The 16,215-nt window shown below is 38.6% G+C and carries 10 protein-coding genes and 1 riboswitch; all 10 genes read right to left on the bottom strand.

Annotated elements, in window-relative coordinates:
- Positions 1-161 precede the first annotated feature (161 nt).
- Positions 162-287 (bottom strand): hypothetical protein, encoded by a 126-nt coding sequence (locus PRVXH_RS06110; protein WP_353894417.1) that lies wholly within the window; start codon positions 285-287, stop codon positions 162-164.
- 707 nt (positions 288-994) lie between these two features.
- Complete coding sequence (gene mnmA, locus PRVXH_RS06105; protein WP_353894416.1) at positions 995-2,077, bottom strand: tRNA 2-thiouridine(34) synthase MnmA; 1,083 nt, start codon at positions 2,075-2,077, stop codon at positions 995-997.
- Between the two features lie 78 nt (positions 2,078-2,155).
- Positions 2,156-4,474 (bottom strand): response regulator, encoded by a 2,319-nt coding sequence (locus tag PRVXH_RS06100; RefSeq protein ID WP_353894415.1) that lies wholly within the window; start codon positions 4,472-4,474, stop codon positions 2,156-2,158.
- A 183-nt stretch (positions 4,475-4,657) separates the two neighbouring features.
- Positions 4,658-5,350 carry an amino acid racemase gene (locus tag PRVXH_RS06095; protein WP_353894414.1) on the bottom strand — a complete coding sequence of 231 codons (693 nt, stop codon included), beginning with the start codon at positions 5,348-5,350 and terminating at the stop codon, positions 4,658-4,660.
- 332 nt (positions 5,351-5,682) lie between these two features.
- On the bottom strand, positions 5,683-6,873 hold the full coding sequence (locus tag PRVXH_RS06090) for a glycine C-acetyltransferase (RefSeq protein WP_353894413.1): 1,191 nt from the start codon (positions 6,871-6,873) through the stop codon (positions 5,683-5,685).
- Positions 6,874-6,896: 23 nt separating this feature from the next.
- Positions 6,897-7,946: an L-threonine 3-dehydrogenase gene (tdh, locus tag PRVXH_RS06085; RefSeq protein WP_353894412.1), complete on the bottom strand. Its 1,050-nt coding sequence runs from the start codon at positions 7,944-7,946 to the stop codon at positions 6,897-6,899.
- A 359-nt stretch (positions 7,947-8,305) separates the two neighbouring features.
- A complete protein-coding gene (asnS, locus tag PRVXH_RS06080; RefSeq protein ID WP_353894411.1) occupies positions 8,306-9,598 on the bottom strand; it encodes an asparagine--tRNA ligase in 1,293 nt (430 codons plus the stop codon).
- A gap of 1,425 nt (positions 9,599-11,023) precedes the next feature.
- Positions 11,024-12,376 (bottom strand): magnesium transporter, encoded by a 1,353-nt coding sequence (gene mgtE, locus PRVXH_RS06075; protein WP_353894410.1) that lies wholly within the window; start codon positions 12,374-12,376, stop codon positions 11,024-11,026.
- A 90-nt stretch (positions 12,377-12,466) separates the two neighbouring features.
- Positions 12,467-12,633, bottom strand: a riboswitch (M-box (ykoK) riboswitch).
- Positions 12,634-12,677: 44 nt separating this feature from the next.
- Positions 12,678-15,191, bottom strand: a complete 2,514-nt coding sequence (locus PRVXH_RS06070; RefSeq protein ID WP_353894409.1) for a DnaB-like helicase C-terminal domain-containing protein — start codon at positions 15,189-15,191, stop codon at positions 12,678-12,680.
- A 20-nt stretch (positions 15,192-15,211) separates the two neighbouring features.
- Positions 15,212-16,213, bottom strand: a complete 1,002-nt coding sequence (locus PRVXH_RS06065; RefSeq protein WP_353894408.1) for an ATP-binding protein — start codon at positions 16,211-16,213, stop codon at positions 15,212-15,214.
- Positions 16,214-16,215: the final 2 nt, after the last annotated feature.

Genomic DNA, 16,215 nt, shown 5'->3' with positions numbered 1-16,215 from the left:
GTACGGCATACCAGTCCCTGAGTCCCTTGGTTGTAGACTCATCTTTTGTTCTGCCTGCATATAGGAACGGCCCTGTAAGACACACTGGCAATGTGAACCACCATAACCAAATAGGGAGCTCTTATTAATTGATAAGGTCATCCTGAGGTACACCGAAGGATCTAGCCCACAAGGGCGCATGACCCACACAACAAAAGCTTCCACTTTTCACCTTCAACTTTCCACTTTCTACTTAATTGGGCACAGTCATTACCATATTGGTTAGCCATTTGCTGATGGGTTGACACAGAGGTCAACCCCTACCTCTTCGAGGGTGAGACTTAAGACATGGCCATCTTTGATTCCTGATTCCTGTTTCCCCATTCTGGCTACTTGATCATAAGCCATAAGACCCAGCAGAATAAGCAGATTTAAAACATGCCCTTTGTCCCAGCAGAATAAGCAGGTTTATACGTTTTCGCGGCCATTTTTTATATTGGTTTCTTGCTCTGGCCCTCTATCTTTACTAGAACTACATGGTCTAAACTCATTTTTTTAGTGTTATTCTAGGGGAGGTCATGCAATGTCCCTATGGTAGGTTTTCTAGTGGGCACTGCCATATTTGCCGCCCATCTGCTGATGGGTTGACACAGACTGGAGGTCAACCCCTACCTCTTCGAGGGGGAAACTTATGCAGTTGCCATCTCAGGACGCGAGGGACAGGTACGGACGTCCCACTGAGAAGCGGTGGTACGGCATACCAGTCCCTGAGTCCCTTGGTTGATTGGGGTAGCGCAAAAGCTTGTGAGCACTTTGTTCTCACCAGCTTTTTAGCATTTCCACTTTCCACTTTCAACTTTCCAACTTTCTACTTAATCGGAATAAGCTTAGTCTTATTGCAGCAGACTCAGGAGGTCAAGGGATTTGCCTTTTGCTACCTGCTAACTACTAACTACTAGCTGCTGATAGCAGTTTCATCTTTCCACCTACAATAAAACCCAGCTTATGCTGGGTTTTATTGGGCGCTTTCTATTATCCCTCCGCCTAGGCATTCTTCTCCTTGGTAGAATACTACTGCCTGACCTGGGGTTACTGCTCTTTGTTTTTCTTCGAATATTACTTCGCAGGTGTTGTTATCTTTTAGTATTACTTTACATTTCTGATCTGATTGACGGTATCTTACCTTTGCGTGGCAATCAAACTCTTTTGGCTTTGGATTGTCGCTTACCCAGTGGAGGTCTGTGGCTGTTAGGGACTTTTTGTAAAGTCTTGGGTGCTCTCCTTGTTCTACATATAGGGTGTTATTTTTAAGATCCTTTTCAATAACAAACCATGGCTCGCCGGTACCTGAGCCACCAATTCCTAGTCCTTTTCTTTGGCCTAGGGTATAGTACATCAAACCTTGATGCTGCCCCTTTATTTCACCGTCGAATGTTTTCATAGGACCTGGTTTTGCTGGTAGATAGTTTTGCAGAAATTCTTTGAAATTCCGCTCACCTATAAAGCAAATTCCTGTGCTATCTTTTTTATTAGCTGTTGGTAGGTTAGCTTCTTTGGCGATTTCTCTTACCTTTTTCTTATCTATATCGCCAATTGGGAACATGGCTTTAGAAAGCTGCTGTTGGTTTAGTGCATTTAAAAAATAGGTCTGGTCTTTGTTACTATCTATACCTTTTATCAGCTTATACTCTCCATCTTCGTAGCGAACCTGGGCGTAATGGCCTGTAGCTAGATAGTCCGCCCCGATCTTTAAAGCATAGTCCAAAAACGCGGCAAACTTTATCTCCTTGTTGCACATTACGTCTGGGTTTGGAGTTCGCCCTCTTTTGTACTCGTTTAAAAAGTAGGTAAATACTCTATCCCAATACTCTTTTTCAAAATTTACTGTGTAGTAGGGTATGCCTATGTGGTCACAGACTTTTCTGACATCGTTATAGTCTTCTGTTGCGGTGCAAACACCGCTAAGTTTTTTTTCATCCCAGTTTTTCATAAAAACGCCGATCACATCATATCCTTGCTCTTTTAATAGTAAGGCGGTAACAGAGGAGTCAACTCCTCCTGACATTCCTACTACTACTTTGGTGTTTTGGTTAGACATGGTAAATGTCACCACCTTTCTTAAATGTATTACATAGTGTCAACTAAATACTACCATTAACTGCACTTTAGATGCAAGTTAGTTTTTATTTAATGCCTTTGATATAGCTGCTAAGACCTCATCTGCGTTAAACGGTTTGATTACATAACCATCAAATCCGTAATCTTTAAAGCGCGCCATTACTGGATCATTTGAATATCCACTTGAAACAATAGCTTTAATGGTTGGGTCTATTTTCTTAATTTTTTCTATCGCTTGCTTTCCTCCCATTGCCCCTCTGACTGTTAAATCCATTATTACTAAATCATAAGTGTCTTCGTTATCGGTACAGGAGGCTATTTCTTGTACTGCCTGCTCACCATTTTCTACTACCTCAACATCAAAACCTCTATTTGTTAGTATTATTTCTAATATGCGCCTTATTTGTGGCTCATCATCCATGACAAGAACTCTGCCAGTCATAGTAGATGTTATATCCTCCTCTTCGAAAGGTAGTTTTTGTACCCCACCCACAAGATTTTTTGTTGTTACAGGCAGGTAAAAACTCATAGTGGTACCAATCCCCAATTCCGACTCAGCGATCATATGACCACCATGATTTTTAATTATTGAAAATGATGAAGGTAACCCTAGCCCACTTCCTTCTTTTTTTGTTGTAAAGAAGGGGTCAAAAACCTTTTCTAAATCCTCTTTTGATATACCTACCCCTTCATCAATTACAGAAATCTTTACATACTTTCCTTCAGCAAGTGGTATAAAGCTTTCTTCTGTAATTTCAGTGTTGTTGCCGGTAATTTTGATTGTTCCACCATTATCCATCGACTGGATGGCGTTAATTAGCAGGTTGTTTAACACAGCGTTTATTTGCCCCCTATCTATTTCAACCGGGCAAATATTCTCATTTAAATCGAATACGCATTTGATCGAAGAACCTCTTAATATAAAACTAGCCGATTCAACTATAAGCTCTTTTAGGGTGGCAGTTTCCTTTACTGGTGATCCCCCTTTTGAAAACGTCAACAGTTGATAGGTCAAACCTTGTGCTGTATCTAAGGCTTTCTCTGTTTCTTTAATGTGTTCAGTTTTTGGTTTTCCTTGGCTGGCTAGCGATAAATTCCCTTTGATTATGGTTAATAGATTGTTAAAATCATGAGCTAGACCGCCAGCTAAAACTCCTAACGATTCTAACTTCTTATTTTTCATTATTTCTTTTTCTAACTTTATTTGATCAGTTATATCAGCAAAGGCAACTACATACCCTTGGGACTGTTCCCCATTTTCGTTTAAAAGCTTAGAACATTTGAGCACTATATTTCTTGTTTTGCCAGATAAAGTTTTTAGCTTAAAATGACGCTGTTTGTTTAGGCTAGTAATTCCCTTACCACGATGAATCGTGAACAAGTTGATAGGTTTTTTGCAATTTGGATAGAAAATAGAAAGAACTTCCCAAATCCTCTTTCCTGCGACTTTTTCTTTATCAATTTCTAGGATATTTTCTCCTGTTTTATTCAAAGTCATCACTCTACCATAAGGGTCTGTTGACATAACCCCTTCCTGAATGCTTCTTAATGTCACATCAAGATGTTCTTTTTTCTTGTATAAATCTTCTCGTATCTTAACCTTTTTTCTAAGATCAGTAACTCCAATTATGGGAATTAAAAAGGTGATAATTGTAAGTAAAGCAATTGAAATTACACCCTGTCTTTCGGCATATTTTAAGTCTCTTGATTTGGACTGTTGGTAAGCTGTCTGCAACTTATTTATCAGGCTTTGTTCTTGGTGTTTTGTTTCTTCATAATCATTGCTAAACAACGTTTCTACAGTAAAACCTTCTAGCTCACTTAAGTCTATATCAACATTAAAATTATCATTTGCTGCAAGAATATAAAAAGGCTCTGTAGAAGCGAGTAATCTATTGTCGGGGTTTTCGTAATTAGACACTCTCAGTGAAAGTACGTTCTCATGCTCTCTTAACTCAGAGGACAGATAAATAATTTTATGTTCTCTTTCCGTTAGGTCTTGCGCCTTAGACTTTAATTTAGAAACAATTTCTTGTTGCGCTTGATTTTGTGCCTTGTCTAATAGCTGTACTAATGTAGCCTCTCTACCTCCATCTAAGTAAAGCTGTTGATACTCTTCTAAGGAGCTGTAATCTTCTAGTACTCCAATTCGTCTTGAATGTTCAGTCATTTCACTTGATGTTTGTAGATAGCTAAAACAAAGGTTTGTAAATGCAGATTTTTCGCTATGTATTCTAGTCTGTGTGTTAAATGCAAAGGTTATAAAGATAACTGATATTATCAAACCAAGAGCAAGTATTATATGTGTTAATAAAAACCTAGATCTAATCTCATTATATTTATCTGTTTCGCTGTTTTTTTTGATATAAAATCTCATTTCTTTTATACACCCCTCAACAAGCCTCATTTTACTTAGCAATTTTGCTTTTAACTGTCGCTTTTGTTTTCGACATTTTTTTACAAAAAACCTCTATTTTTGTGTGAAAAAATAAAAAAACGGAGTAAGTTTCTACTCCGTTAGGTTTAACTTTTAGGCTCCACCTTGGTCTTTTTATTTTACTTATTTTTCTTTTATTTTAGCATGCTTCAGAATAGACCTAGTCAAAATATCAAGGGGGTCGATAAATGGATTACTTAACTTAAAATGCTCTTTTAAAATGGAAAGCTCAGTACATCCTAAAATGATTGGCTTAGCACCTTGTCTTATCAACAAATTAGTGCAGTTATCGAAGTGTTGCCGGCTAATGGGTGCTTTACCTGCTTTTATGCTATATATGATATCCATGATATATTGCTGACAGTCTTTATCTAGTGAAAGGGGGATGTGTCCATGGCTTTTTAAGGCGTCATGATAAACTTTTGAGGCTATAGTACCATCGGTTGCTAAAATTCCAACCTTTGTACCTCGAGCAAAGAGCGAGCTAATATACTTGCAGGTCTCATCCACCATGTTTATAATTGGGATGTTTACTTTAGATTGTACTTCCTCATAAAAAACGTGGGCAGTGTTGCACGGCATGGCAAGAAAGGTGGATTCCATTTCTTCTAATCTACGAGCAGTTTTTATTAACTCAAAAGTTGGGTCAGGGCCTTTATCTAATACATAAGCAGTGCGATCAGGAATGGCAGTGTTATTGTCTATCAGTATATTTAGATGCTGTTGATCTATTTGAACATCTGATTTATTTACTATCCTTTTAAAAAGTTCTGCAGTTGCCAACGGTCCCATGCCTCCAATTATGCCAAGCTTCAATATTTGCGAGCCCCCCTTTAGTTTATACCGATGTTTAAAAAGTAACATTTATTATATTATTATTGTAACACATTATTAAAACTTTTGTATTCTAAACAAACGCTATCGTAAAGCAAGGGATGCAAAACCTTCATAAACTGCCAATATTGCCCGAGAAATGCTTCTAGTGGTCTTTTTAGGGTCTATGCTCTCTTTATCTTCATCATGCTACTGTTTTCATCTTTTTATGTGGTTTTATGACAAGAAATACCAAGCTTTTTTCGACTTAAAAAGATAACATTTTGTAATAATAAACCCCAGCTACTATTTTTTTAGTAGCTGGGGTTTTGTGCTTATTTTAAAACATTCATTTCCTTACCAACTTTTTGGAAAATCTCCACTGCTTTGTCTAGCTGCTCTTTTGTGTGTCCTGCAGTAACCATGCAACGCACTCTTCCTGTACCTTTAGGTACTGTAGGGAAGATAATGCCGGATACAAAAACTCCGTTATCTAAAAGTTTTTTGCTAAACTCCATGGTTTCTGCTTCGTCACCGATAATAACAGGGGTTATAGGAGTTTCGCTTTTGCCTAGGTCAAAGCCAAGGGTTGATAGTTTTTCTTTGAAATATTTTGCATTGTCCCATAGTTTGTCTGTGTATTCGGTGGTTTCCATTAGCATGTTAACAGCTTCTGTGATTGGAGCTACTGCTGCTGGAGGCAGGTAGGTACTGAAAAGAAGTGGGCGACCACGATGGCTAAGCCATTGCTTCATAGTCTTTTTACCTGCTACATAGCCTCCGATTACTCCGATAGCTTTAGAAAGTGTACCGATGGTAAAGTCTACTCTACCGTGAAGCCCAAAGTGATCAACTGTTCCTCGACCACTTTCTCCTAGTACACCTGAACCGTGAGCATCATCTACATAAGTCATTGCGTTATATTTTTCCGCAAGCTCCACTATTTCTGGAAGAGGAGCGATGTCTCCATCCATGCTGAATACACCGTCAGTGATAATTAAAACGTTGTTGTAATCATCTCTTCTTTCTCTAAGGATTCTTTCTAAATCCTCCATATCGCTGTGCTTGTAGACTGTTTTGTCAGCTCTACTTAAGCGGCATCCGTCGATAATGCTAGCGTGATTTAATTCGTCTGAGATAATTAGATCACCTTTTTGAGTAATAGCTTGAATAGCTCCTGCATTACAGTTAAACCCAGATTGGAATACCATTACGGCTTCCTCTCTTTTAAACTCAGCCAATCTTTTTTCTAGGTTTTCATGAATATCCATATTCCCGATAATAGTTCTTACAGCGCCTGCTCCAACACCATGGCTTTCTACTGCATCAACAGCAGCTTTTTTAAGCCTAGGGTGGTTAGCAAAACCAAGGTAGTTGTTAGAAGAAAGGTTGATCACTTTTTTGCCATTTAAAATGATTTCGGACTCGTTTGGTCCTTCTAAGATAGGCAGTTCTCTGTAAACACCTTCTTCTTTTAGTTGTTGTATGTTTTCTTTTAGATAGTTTAATTCATGTACATTACTCATAGATATCTTCTCCTTTCAAAAACTTATTTATCTTGAGGATAAAGCACTACTTTACCACAGTTACCAGATTGCATAAGTTCAAATCCTTTTTTGAAGTCTTTCATTGGCAGGCGATGAGTTATTACAGATTCTATATCTAGGTTGCCTGATTGTAGAAGTCCCTTTACTTGATACCAGGTTTCATACATCTTTCTACCAGCTATACCTTGGATAGTAATACCTCTAAATACAACGTCATTTGCAATATCTATAGGCACCTCTCCATTAGGTATTCCAAGCATTGACACTCTTCCACCTAATTTTACGTATTTAAGTGATTGTTTAATAGCTGTCGGGTTTCCAGACATTTCAGCAATTACATCTACGCCTTTCCCTTCTGTCTCAGCTAGTACTTTTTCGACAGGGTCTTCGTTTATTGGGTTGATTACTACGTCAGCGCCTAGCTTTTTAGCTAGTTCCATACGATATTCATTTACCTCTAACGCAATAACTTTTGAAGCACCAGAAGCTTTTGCAACAGCTACTGCAAAAATGCCGATAGGTCCACAGCCCACAACAGCTATTGATTTACCTACTATATCACCAGCTAAAACTGTTTGTACTGCATTTCCTAGCGGCTCTTGAACTGCAAGGTAAGCAGGGTCGATATCCTTTGGATTTACCCAGGCGTTTTCTGCTGGAAGTGCAACATACTCGGCGTAAGTTCCGTCGATATCTACTCCTAAGATTTTGGTTTCTTCGCATAGGTGAGCTTGACCAGTTCTGCATAGTTCACATTCGTTGCAGACGATATGAGTTTCAGCAGATACCATGTCGCCAAGTTTTACAGAAGTGACATTTTCGCCAACTTCTACAACCTCTCCACTGAATTCATGCCCCATTACATATGGTGGCTTTATCCTGTTTTGAGACCACTCATCCCAGTTATAGATATGAAGGTCGGTTCCACAAATTGAGGTAGCCATGACCTTTACTAGTATTTCGTCTGCTTTAGGCTTTGGAATTTCTTTGGTTCCTAAAGTAGCACCTGATTTCGCTTCTTTTTTCATAACAACTTGCATTTTATCTCCCATTTATTGTATCCTCCCTTTAAAGTTTTCAACAAAGGTTTATGTTAAATATTTTCAACACGCTATTGATAAAGTCCTCTATTATTTTATTGATATTTCTGTTACAAAAAGTACAAAAATGTTAATTATATGACAGAGGTTTTTATACAATATAATTGTTGACTTAGGTTTAAAAACAGTATAACATATAAAAGTTTTTCAGGAAAATGAGGCGGGACATATATCGCCACAACAATAAAAAACGGTTCTAATCATCTACTTTAGATGATTAGAACCGTGAGATCAACCACTACTTCTTAGAGAGCGTTGTGTGGGTCACGTTTTGAGATTTTGGTTTATCGTAGGCACATCCCAGCCTCTAGCTAAGGATACATTCTGTTAAGCATTCTCGGAAATGGAATTGTCTCTCTTATATGCTCTAAACCACATACCCATGCTACAGTACGCTCAAGTCCTAGCCCAAAGCCTGAATGAGGCACTGAACCGTATTTTCTCAAGTCGATGTACCATTGATAAGCGTCTAGAGGTAAGTTTTCACTTTCTACTCTCTCCATAAGTAAATCTAGGCTAGAGATTCTTTCGCTTCCTCCGATGATTTCGCCGTAGCCTTCTGGTGCTAATAGATCAGCTGCTAGCACAACTTCAGGACGCTTAGGGTCTGGCTTCATGTAAAAGCTTTTGATTTCTGTTGGATAATGAGTTACAAATACAGGTTTTTCAAAATGCTCAGCAATTATAGTCTCATGTGGTGCGCCAAAGTCTTCGCCCCACTTAATTTCTTCGCCTTTTTCTTGAAGTAGCTCGATAGCTTTGTCATAGGTAATACGTGGAAACGGTGCTTTGATTGCTTCAAGCCTTGATATATCTCTGCCAAGGGTTTCAAGCTCTTTTTTGTTGTGCTTAAGCACTTCGCTAACAATGTATGTTAGGTAGTTTTCTTGGATTTCTAGGTTTTCTTCAAACTCTACGTATGCCATCTCAGGCTCTATCATCCAAAACTCTATTAAGTGACGTCTCGTCTTAGACTTTTCCGCTCTAAAGGTTGGTCCAAAGCAGTAAACCTTTCCTAGGGCTAGTGCAGCGGCCTCCATATATAGCTGTCCACTTTGACTTAGATAAGCTTTGGTATCAAAGTAGTCTGTTTCAAATAAGGTAGTTGTTCCTTCACAGGACGAAGGGGTAAGGATTGGAGCGTCAACTAAAGTGAAGCCGTCCTTGTGGAAAAAGTCTCTAGTTGCTTTTACTAGGGTATCTCTTATCTTCATAATAGCTACCTGTCTTGGGGAACGTAACCACAGATGGCGATGGTCCATTAAAAAGTCTGTACCATGCTCCTTTTTAGAAATAGGGTATTCATCAGCTTTATCTACTAGGTTGACGTTATTTACAGTCAGCTCATATCCTGATGGCGCCCTATCATCTTCTTTTACTACGCCCTCTACTATCACAGATGATTCTTGTGACATTTCTTTAACTTTATTAAATAGGTCTTCGCCTACTTCATTCTTAACCATAACACCTTGAATAAATCCGGAACCGTCGCGCACTTGTAGAAAATGGATTTTGCCACTTGAGCGCAAATTGTACAGCCAGCCCTTAAGTGTCACTTCTTTGCCATTGTATTTAGCGATTTCTGCAATACTAGTATGTACCATATTTACTGACCTCCACTTTATATATTAGTTCTGTTTTTTATTATTCAATGATTATATCATTTTTTTCCTTTTATATCAATGTTTAGGATTGAATAAAGTTGGTTGGTTAGATATTTAGGAGTTCAAGGGCGAATTTACAATTTACAATTTACAATTGACAATTAAGTAATGGTAATTAGTGATATGAGGTTGGGGGTTGGTAGCTTACTTTAAAGGCTATAAAACCTTAATTGGCCACGGTAAAGATAACGAAATTAGTTACATGCTGGGTCCAAACTCGTTCATGCGTGGTGTCCATTTTGGAAACACCCGGTTTTAATGATGGTTTAGGAAAAAGCTTAGGCTATTGCAGAAGACTTAAGAGGTCAAGGGAATTGCTTTTGCTACCTGCTAACTGCTAACTACTAAACCCTTATCGGCCACGGTAAAGATAACGAAATTGGCTACATGCTTGGTCCAAACTCGTTCATGTGTGGTGTCCATTTTGGAAACACCCGGTGAGACACGAGCAATTAAACCACTATAACTAATACCTTATTAATTGATAATGTCATCCTGAGGAACTCCGAAGGATCTAGCCCACAAGGGCGCAAGACCCACAAAACGAACTCCAGCTTCCACTTTCTACTTTCCACTTCATCAACGATAAAACCATAAAACCTTTATTGGCCACGGTAAAGATAACGAAATTAGTTACATGAGTAATGGTAATAAGTAATTTGAGGTTGGATATTGGTATTTATACCCTCAAAACTGTAAGAATTTGATTGGGCACAGTCATTACCATATTGGCTAGCCATTTGTTGATGGGTTGACACAGAGGTCAACCCCTACCTCTTCGAGGGGTGGCTTAAGACATGGCTATCACACATTCCTGTCCTGCTTTGCCCACTTAAGGTGCTCATAATATTATTTTAGGGTTTGATTGGTGGGAAGCGTTTTTGAACCATGTGAAGGGTTTTATGGCGTTGGGCCATCCCTAGCTGGTTTGCAGAGACAGTACCCACCATTACTGGCGACCCATAAGCCATAAAAGACAAGCATTGGTGAAACAGCTGATCACCACCCCAAAGCCCGGGATAATATTGTGAGTACCTGGCCCTAGTTGGTTAGTAAGCAGGAGATTAAATTAAAAGCGAATTTACAATTTACAATTGACAATTTACAATTAAGTAATGGTAATTAGTGATGTGAGGTTGGAGGTTGGTAAAAGAACATTCCACCCTAAGACCTTAGTAACAGCGAGGTTCTGGGGGGACACTGCCATATTTGCCGCCCATTTGCTGATGGGTTGACACAGAGGTCAACCCCTACCTCTTCGAGGGGGATGATGCTAAAAAGCTGGTGAGCACTTTGTGCTTACCAGCTTTTTGCGCATTTCTACATTCCACTTCCCACTTTCCACTTTCCACTTTCCACTTTCCCTTACAGATATTCCATGAAGGTCATGGCGATGTAGAAGTAAATCATTAGTCCGGTTACGTCTTTTATTGTTGTTACAAAAGGTCCTGCTGTTACTGCTGGGTCAACTCCTAGTTTGATAAAAAAGATTGGAATTAGCGTTCCTATTGTTGCAGCTAGTGCTACTGTACAGAACATGGCAAGTCCTACTACTAGGCCTAACATTGGGTTTGCCTGCCATAAAGCTGCTGCACCAGCTACGGAAACACCACATACAGAGCCCATGATAAGCCCTACTTTCATATCCTTAAAGAAATATTGGAACATGTCTTTTGGCAGGATTTCACCAGTTGCTACACCACGAACAAAGACTGTGGAGGATTGGGAGCCTACATTACCACCCATGTCCATAATTACAGGGATAAAAGATGCTAGGGCTATAACGTTAGCAAGTGTGTCTTCATATGAGTCGATAACAAAACCTGAAATCAATCCACCTAGTAAGCATACTATCAACCAAGGAAGCCTAGCTTTTGAAGTTGCTAAGACGCCTGCGTGTACTAAGCTTTTTCCTTCTCTTTCAGATGTACCTACTAAATGGTAGATGTCCTCTGTTGTTTCTTCCTCGATAACATCCATAATATCATCTACCGTAACAATTCCCAATAGCTTTTCATCGTTATCCACTACAGGCAACGCCAGTAAATCATATTTTTGTACGATGTTGGCAACTTCCTCTTGATCGATTTCGGCGTTGACAGATAATACATTGGTACGCATAATTTGACCTAATGTTTCTTCGTCAGATGAAGCTATAAGCTCCCTTAAAGAAGTAACGCCCACCAATCTATCATCTTCATCAACTGTATAAAGATAATATACTGTTTCCGCAGATGGGGCTAACTCTCGTAATCTGCTAAGCGCTTGCTTTACCTTTGTAGTCTCTTTAAAGGCAATAAACTCAGTGGTCATAAGTCCACCAGCTGAATCAGTTGGGTATTTTAAAAGGCCGGTAACTTCGGCAACATCTTCCTTATGCATATGCTTTAATATACTTTGCACCTTTGGATTTTCTAGTCCACCTAAAAGGTCTGCGATATCATCAGAGGGCATATGGTGTAAAATGGCTGCTGACTTTTTATCATCCATAGCTGAAATGATATGAGCTTGCTCTGACGGCTCAAGTTCACCTAAAATCAAAGCTGCCTCCTCGTCGTTTAGCAAACCAAAAACCTTTCGTTGCTCCTCAGGCTCAAGTTCAGTTATTTTTTCTGCAATATCTTGGGGTAATATATCTTCTAAGATATCCGTTCGCGCTTTATCCCTTATTTTCAAATAGCGTAGAATTTTTTGCCAAGCTTTTTTTTCCATCGTCATTTTTATCACCCCTAAATTTAGAATATTATAAATTATAAAAGCCTTCCTCAAATATTGAGGAAGGCATAAAGGCACAACTATAGTATAGTTCACCTACCTCATACGTTTGGGCTTTGACACTATATGACGTAGAGCTTTTGCTCAGCTGTGTTAAGCATGCCTTATTTCGGCAGTGCCTGTTCTACCCATTGGCGTCTCTAGACATTTCTGGGCAACAGCCTGTGTTCATATAGTAGCCTCACCTAACGAGATACTTTTCATTATGGTTATAGTGTAAGTTGTATAACGATTATTGTCAACCTTAATTCGGCATGTTTTTTTCCAAAGATTCTCCTGCTGGATCGACAAAGCGAAGATATCTGTCGTCAAACACCAACGTTGCAACCCCGGTCTTTCCCGTTCTATTTTTAGCAACAATAACTTCGGTGTCATTTTCCTTGCCTTCTGCCTTTGCTTCTTCCATAGCTTCTACACTAACTCTTGCATGCCTATACAAAAATACAATCATGTCGGCAAACTCCTCGATGTTTCCTGACTCTCTAAGGTCAGAAACTTGAGGTCGTTTATCCTGTCTTTGACTATAGTTACGGTTAATCTGTGAAAGAAGTATAATGGGCACATCCAGCTCAGACGCTAAGTTTCTAAGCTGTAGAACTATATCACCTACAGCACGGGAAGTTGTTGTTGTGCCATTTTCGGGGATTGAAATTGTTTGTAGATAGTCAATGACAACAAGCCCTAATCCTCCCATTTGTGCTTTCATCCTACGCAAACGAGCCCTTATTTGAGAGACGTTTATTCCCCTTTGGTCACTAACTCGTAAAGGTAAATCATATAACAAGTTAAGTTTTTCCGTAAACTCAGCAAACTGATCGTCTGATAAATCACCTTGCTCATATTTTTGGGAATCTATCCTAAGCTCTTGAATGATTAATCTATCCATAACTTCTTCGGCACTCATCTCAAGGCTGACAAATGCTACAGGTAGGTTCCTTTTAAGGACATTACGCACCAAGTTAAGACTAAAAGCGGTCTTTCCAGTAGAAGTAGCCGCAGCTAGAATAATTAAGTGTTTGTTTTTAAACCCGTTTGTCAAATCATCTAATGACATGTAGCCAGTCATTAGACCACGGGGCGCCATACCTTCCTTACGCTTTACATACTCTTCTAATCTATTAGCTAGAAGTTCATTGGTATTAAATATTGATTTATTGCTTCCGCCCATATCGGTGGCTTGAAAAATTACTTCCTGAGCCATAGATTGTAGAGAGTCAACACTTTCTTTTTCGTTAGTAGAAACAATAGTTTCTATCTCTTCTGCTGCTTTGATTAGGTTACGTTTTGAATGTAAAGAAGCTAGGGCATCTACAGCTTTTCCAAGCTCCTCCACTGGAGGTATGTTATCTGTCAGTTTCTTGTATAACTCCTCGCCATTTTGCAGTGAATCATCTTTCATTATATCAAGATATAAATTAAACTTAGTAACTTCTCCGGTTGATTGGTATTGATCATAAACTTTTTGGAAAAGGAGTAAGTTTGTCTTGTCGTAGAAAAACTCAGGTTTTAAAGTATCTGCAACTTCATCTAGCTTCTCAGGATACTCAAGCAAAATACCCAAAACTTTTTGCTCTGCTAATAGGTCATTGGGCAGCTCTTTAGATAACCCCAAATGCTCCATTATCTGAACTTTTGGTTTGTCCCAACGTGTTTCTAAATAGTTAATAAGGTTTTCTAACACCATTACATCATAAACATTGTTTTGAATATAATCTTTTGCAGTAATATATTCCTTTTCTGCAGAGCTTTGATCATTTAAAAGCTGCTTTAAAATAATATAATCAGCACTTTTATGCTCTGCTAAAATTTCTCTTAAGGACTGCTCGCCTTCCTCCATCAAAACATCATTGGCATCTTTATGTTCTGGTGGTAAGGATGCTACCCTTATATCAAGTTTTGAATCCACTTGATATAAGGTCTTTTTATTTTTTTCCACACTTTTAAGGCCGGTGCTATCATTATCAGGTACTAACACTACAGTTTTGCCTTTTTTACAAAGTCGTGATATTATTTGTGCTTGCTCGGTGGTCATGGAGTCTTTCATTACCCCTACAACTGCTTTAATACCGCTTTGCCACAAACTTATAACATCAAAATAGCCTTCTACTACATAGAGGCTATCGTCAATATTTTTACGGGCATTATGAAGATTGTATAGAAGTTCAGCTTTGTTAAAAACATCATCGTTACGAGAGTTCTTATATTTAGGTTCTACCCCTTCGTCTAAAAAACGTTTACTAAAGCCTACTACCTTTCCAAATCCATCGTGAATTGGAATAACTATTGAGTTATCAGAATTTGAATATCCAAGTTCAAAATCCTCAATAGTTTCGACAGAAAAACCACGTCCTTGAAGGTAGCTCTTACCGGTATTTTCCGTTTGTATTAATTGCTGTTTAGTGTTTTGAACCTGGCTTTGATTTTGCTGTACTCTTGCTTTTTTCTTACGATACTTTGCAGGATCTACTGACTTAACCTCTATGCCTGCACGCTCGGACAAAAATTGCATAGCTTCGTTAAAGTCATAGTTATAATAATCCTTTACAAACTCTATTACACTTCCTCCCGCTTTACAACCAAAGCAGTAGAAGCTTTGGGTTTCTTCATAAACTGTAAGGGAAGGGGTGTCTTTATCGTCATGAAGCACACATTTACCCTGATGAAGGTTTCCTTTTCGCTGAAGGTCGGTGTACTCTCCTATAAAATCAATAATATTGACTTTTTCTTTGACTGCATTTATAGCTGATTCTATATCCATCTTGTCCCCTCCTCTTTGAGTTAGTTTGGTCGGCGTAGATTGCCTGTTAATTCTAAAATGTTGCTTGTTTCAACGCATCTCCAAATTACTCTCTCTCCATACATGTCATTTCTTGTCCTTTCTTCTAGTTCTAACAAGGTAAAATTAGAAGTGATAATAGTGGGGAGTAGATTCCGATATCTGCTGTCTATAATCTGTCCTAGGTACTTTTGCGAAAACTCGGTATTTTTTTCCATCCCTAAGTCGTCTATCAAAAGTACAGGCACAGTTATTATTTTGCGAAGTATTTGTGACTCAGTTTCTCCGCTTTCTTGGCTATATGTCTGTCTGATGCGGTCTAATAGATCTGCATAAACTAAGTACTTAACGGCAACTTGCCTTTGAAGTAAATAGTTGGCAGCACAGCCTAAAAGGAAGGTCTTGCCTACGCCGGTTTTCCCATAAATATATAAACCATCGGAAAAAGCACCTTTTTCTTTTATAGATTCCGTTAGCGTATCTAGGTAGTCTTTTACCTGTCTATAAACCTTTAGAGCCTGTACTCTATCTTCGTCTTGATAAAGCGAAAAATCGGCGTTTTTAAAGGTGGCATTTACTAGTTTAGGAGGTAGGCCTGCTGACTTTTGTTTTAGCGCGTTGAAATTTTCTTTAGTGCAGGCGCATGGTTCTACCTGATTTTTTTTATAAACTTTTCCGGTATCTTGGCATTTTGCGCATTTCCAATTGGGTTCTTTATAGTTAGTTTCAATTGAATATTTTGTTAGATATCTTTTCTTTTGGTTAACTACTTTGGCAAGTTTTTCTTTTATCTCATCTAAATCCGTTACTTGTTGTCCTTTAAACTTCATAGCTAATCGGTTGGCTATGTCACTTTGTAAAGAGCTAATCTCATCTTCCATCTTTTTTAAGGAAGGGTGGGCTTTATAAATGTCCTCTAGCTTTTTTTTATGATCTCTTTGAGTAACTATTTTAGTAGAATAGTTGTCGTTATCAAGCATTTGCAAGTAAGGATTTTTTTTCATTT

The organism is Proteinivorax hydrogeniformans (genome assembly GCF_040515995.1).
Lineage (GTDB): Bacteria > Bacillota > Proteinivoracia > Proteinivoracales > Proteinivoracaceae > Proteinivorax > Proteinivorax hydrogeniformans.
Note: the sequence above shows the minus strand (reverse complement) of the source record. Positions and strands in the feature narration are given on the sequence as shown.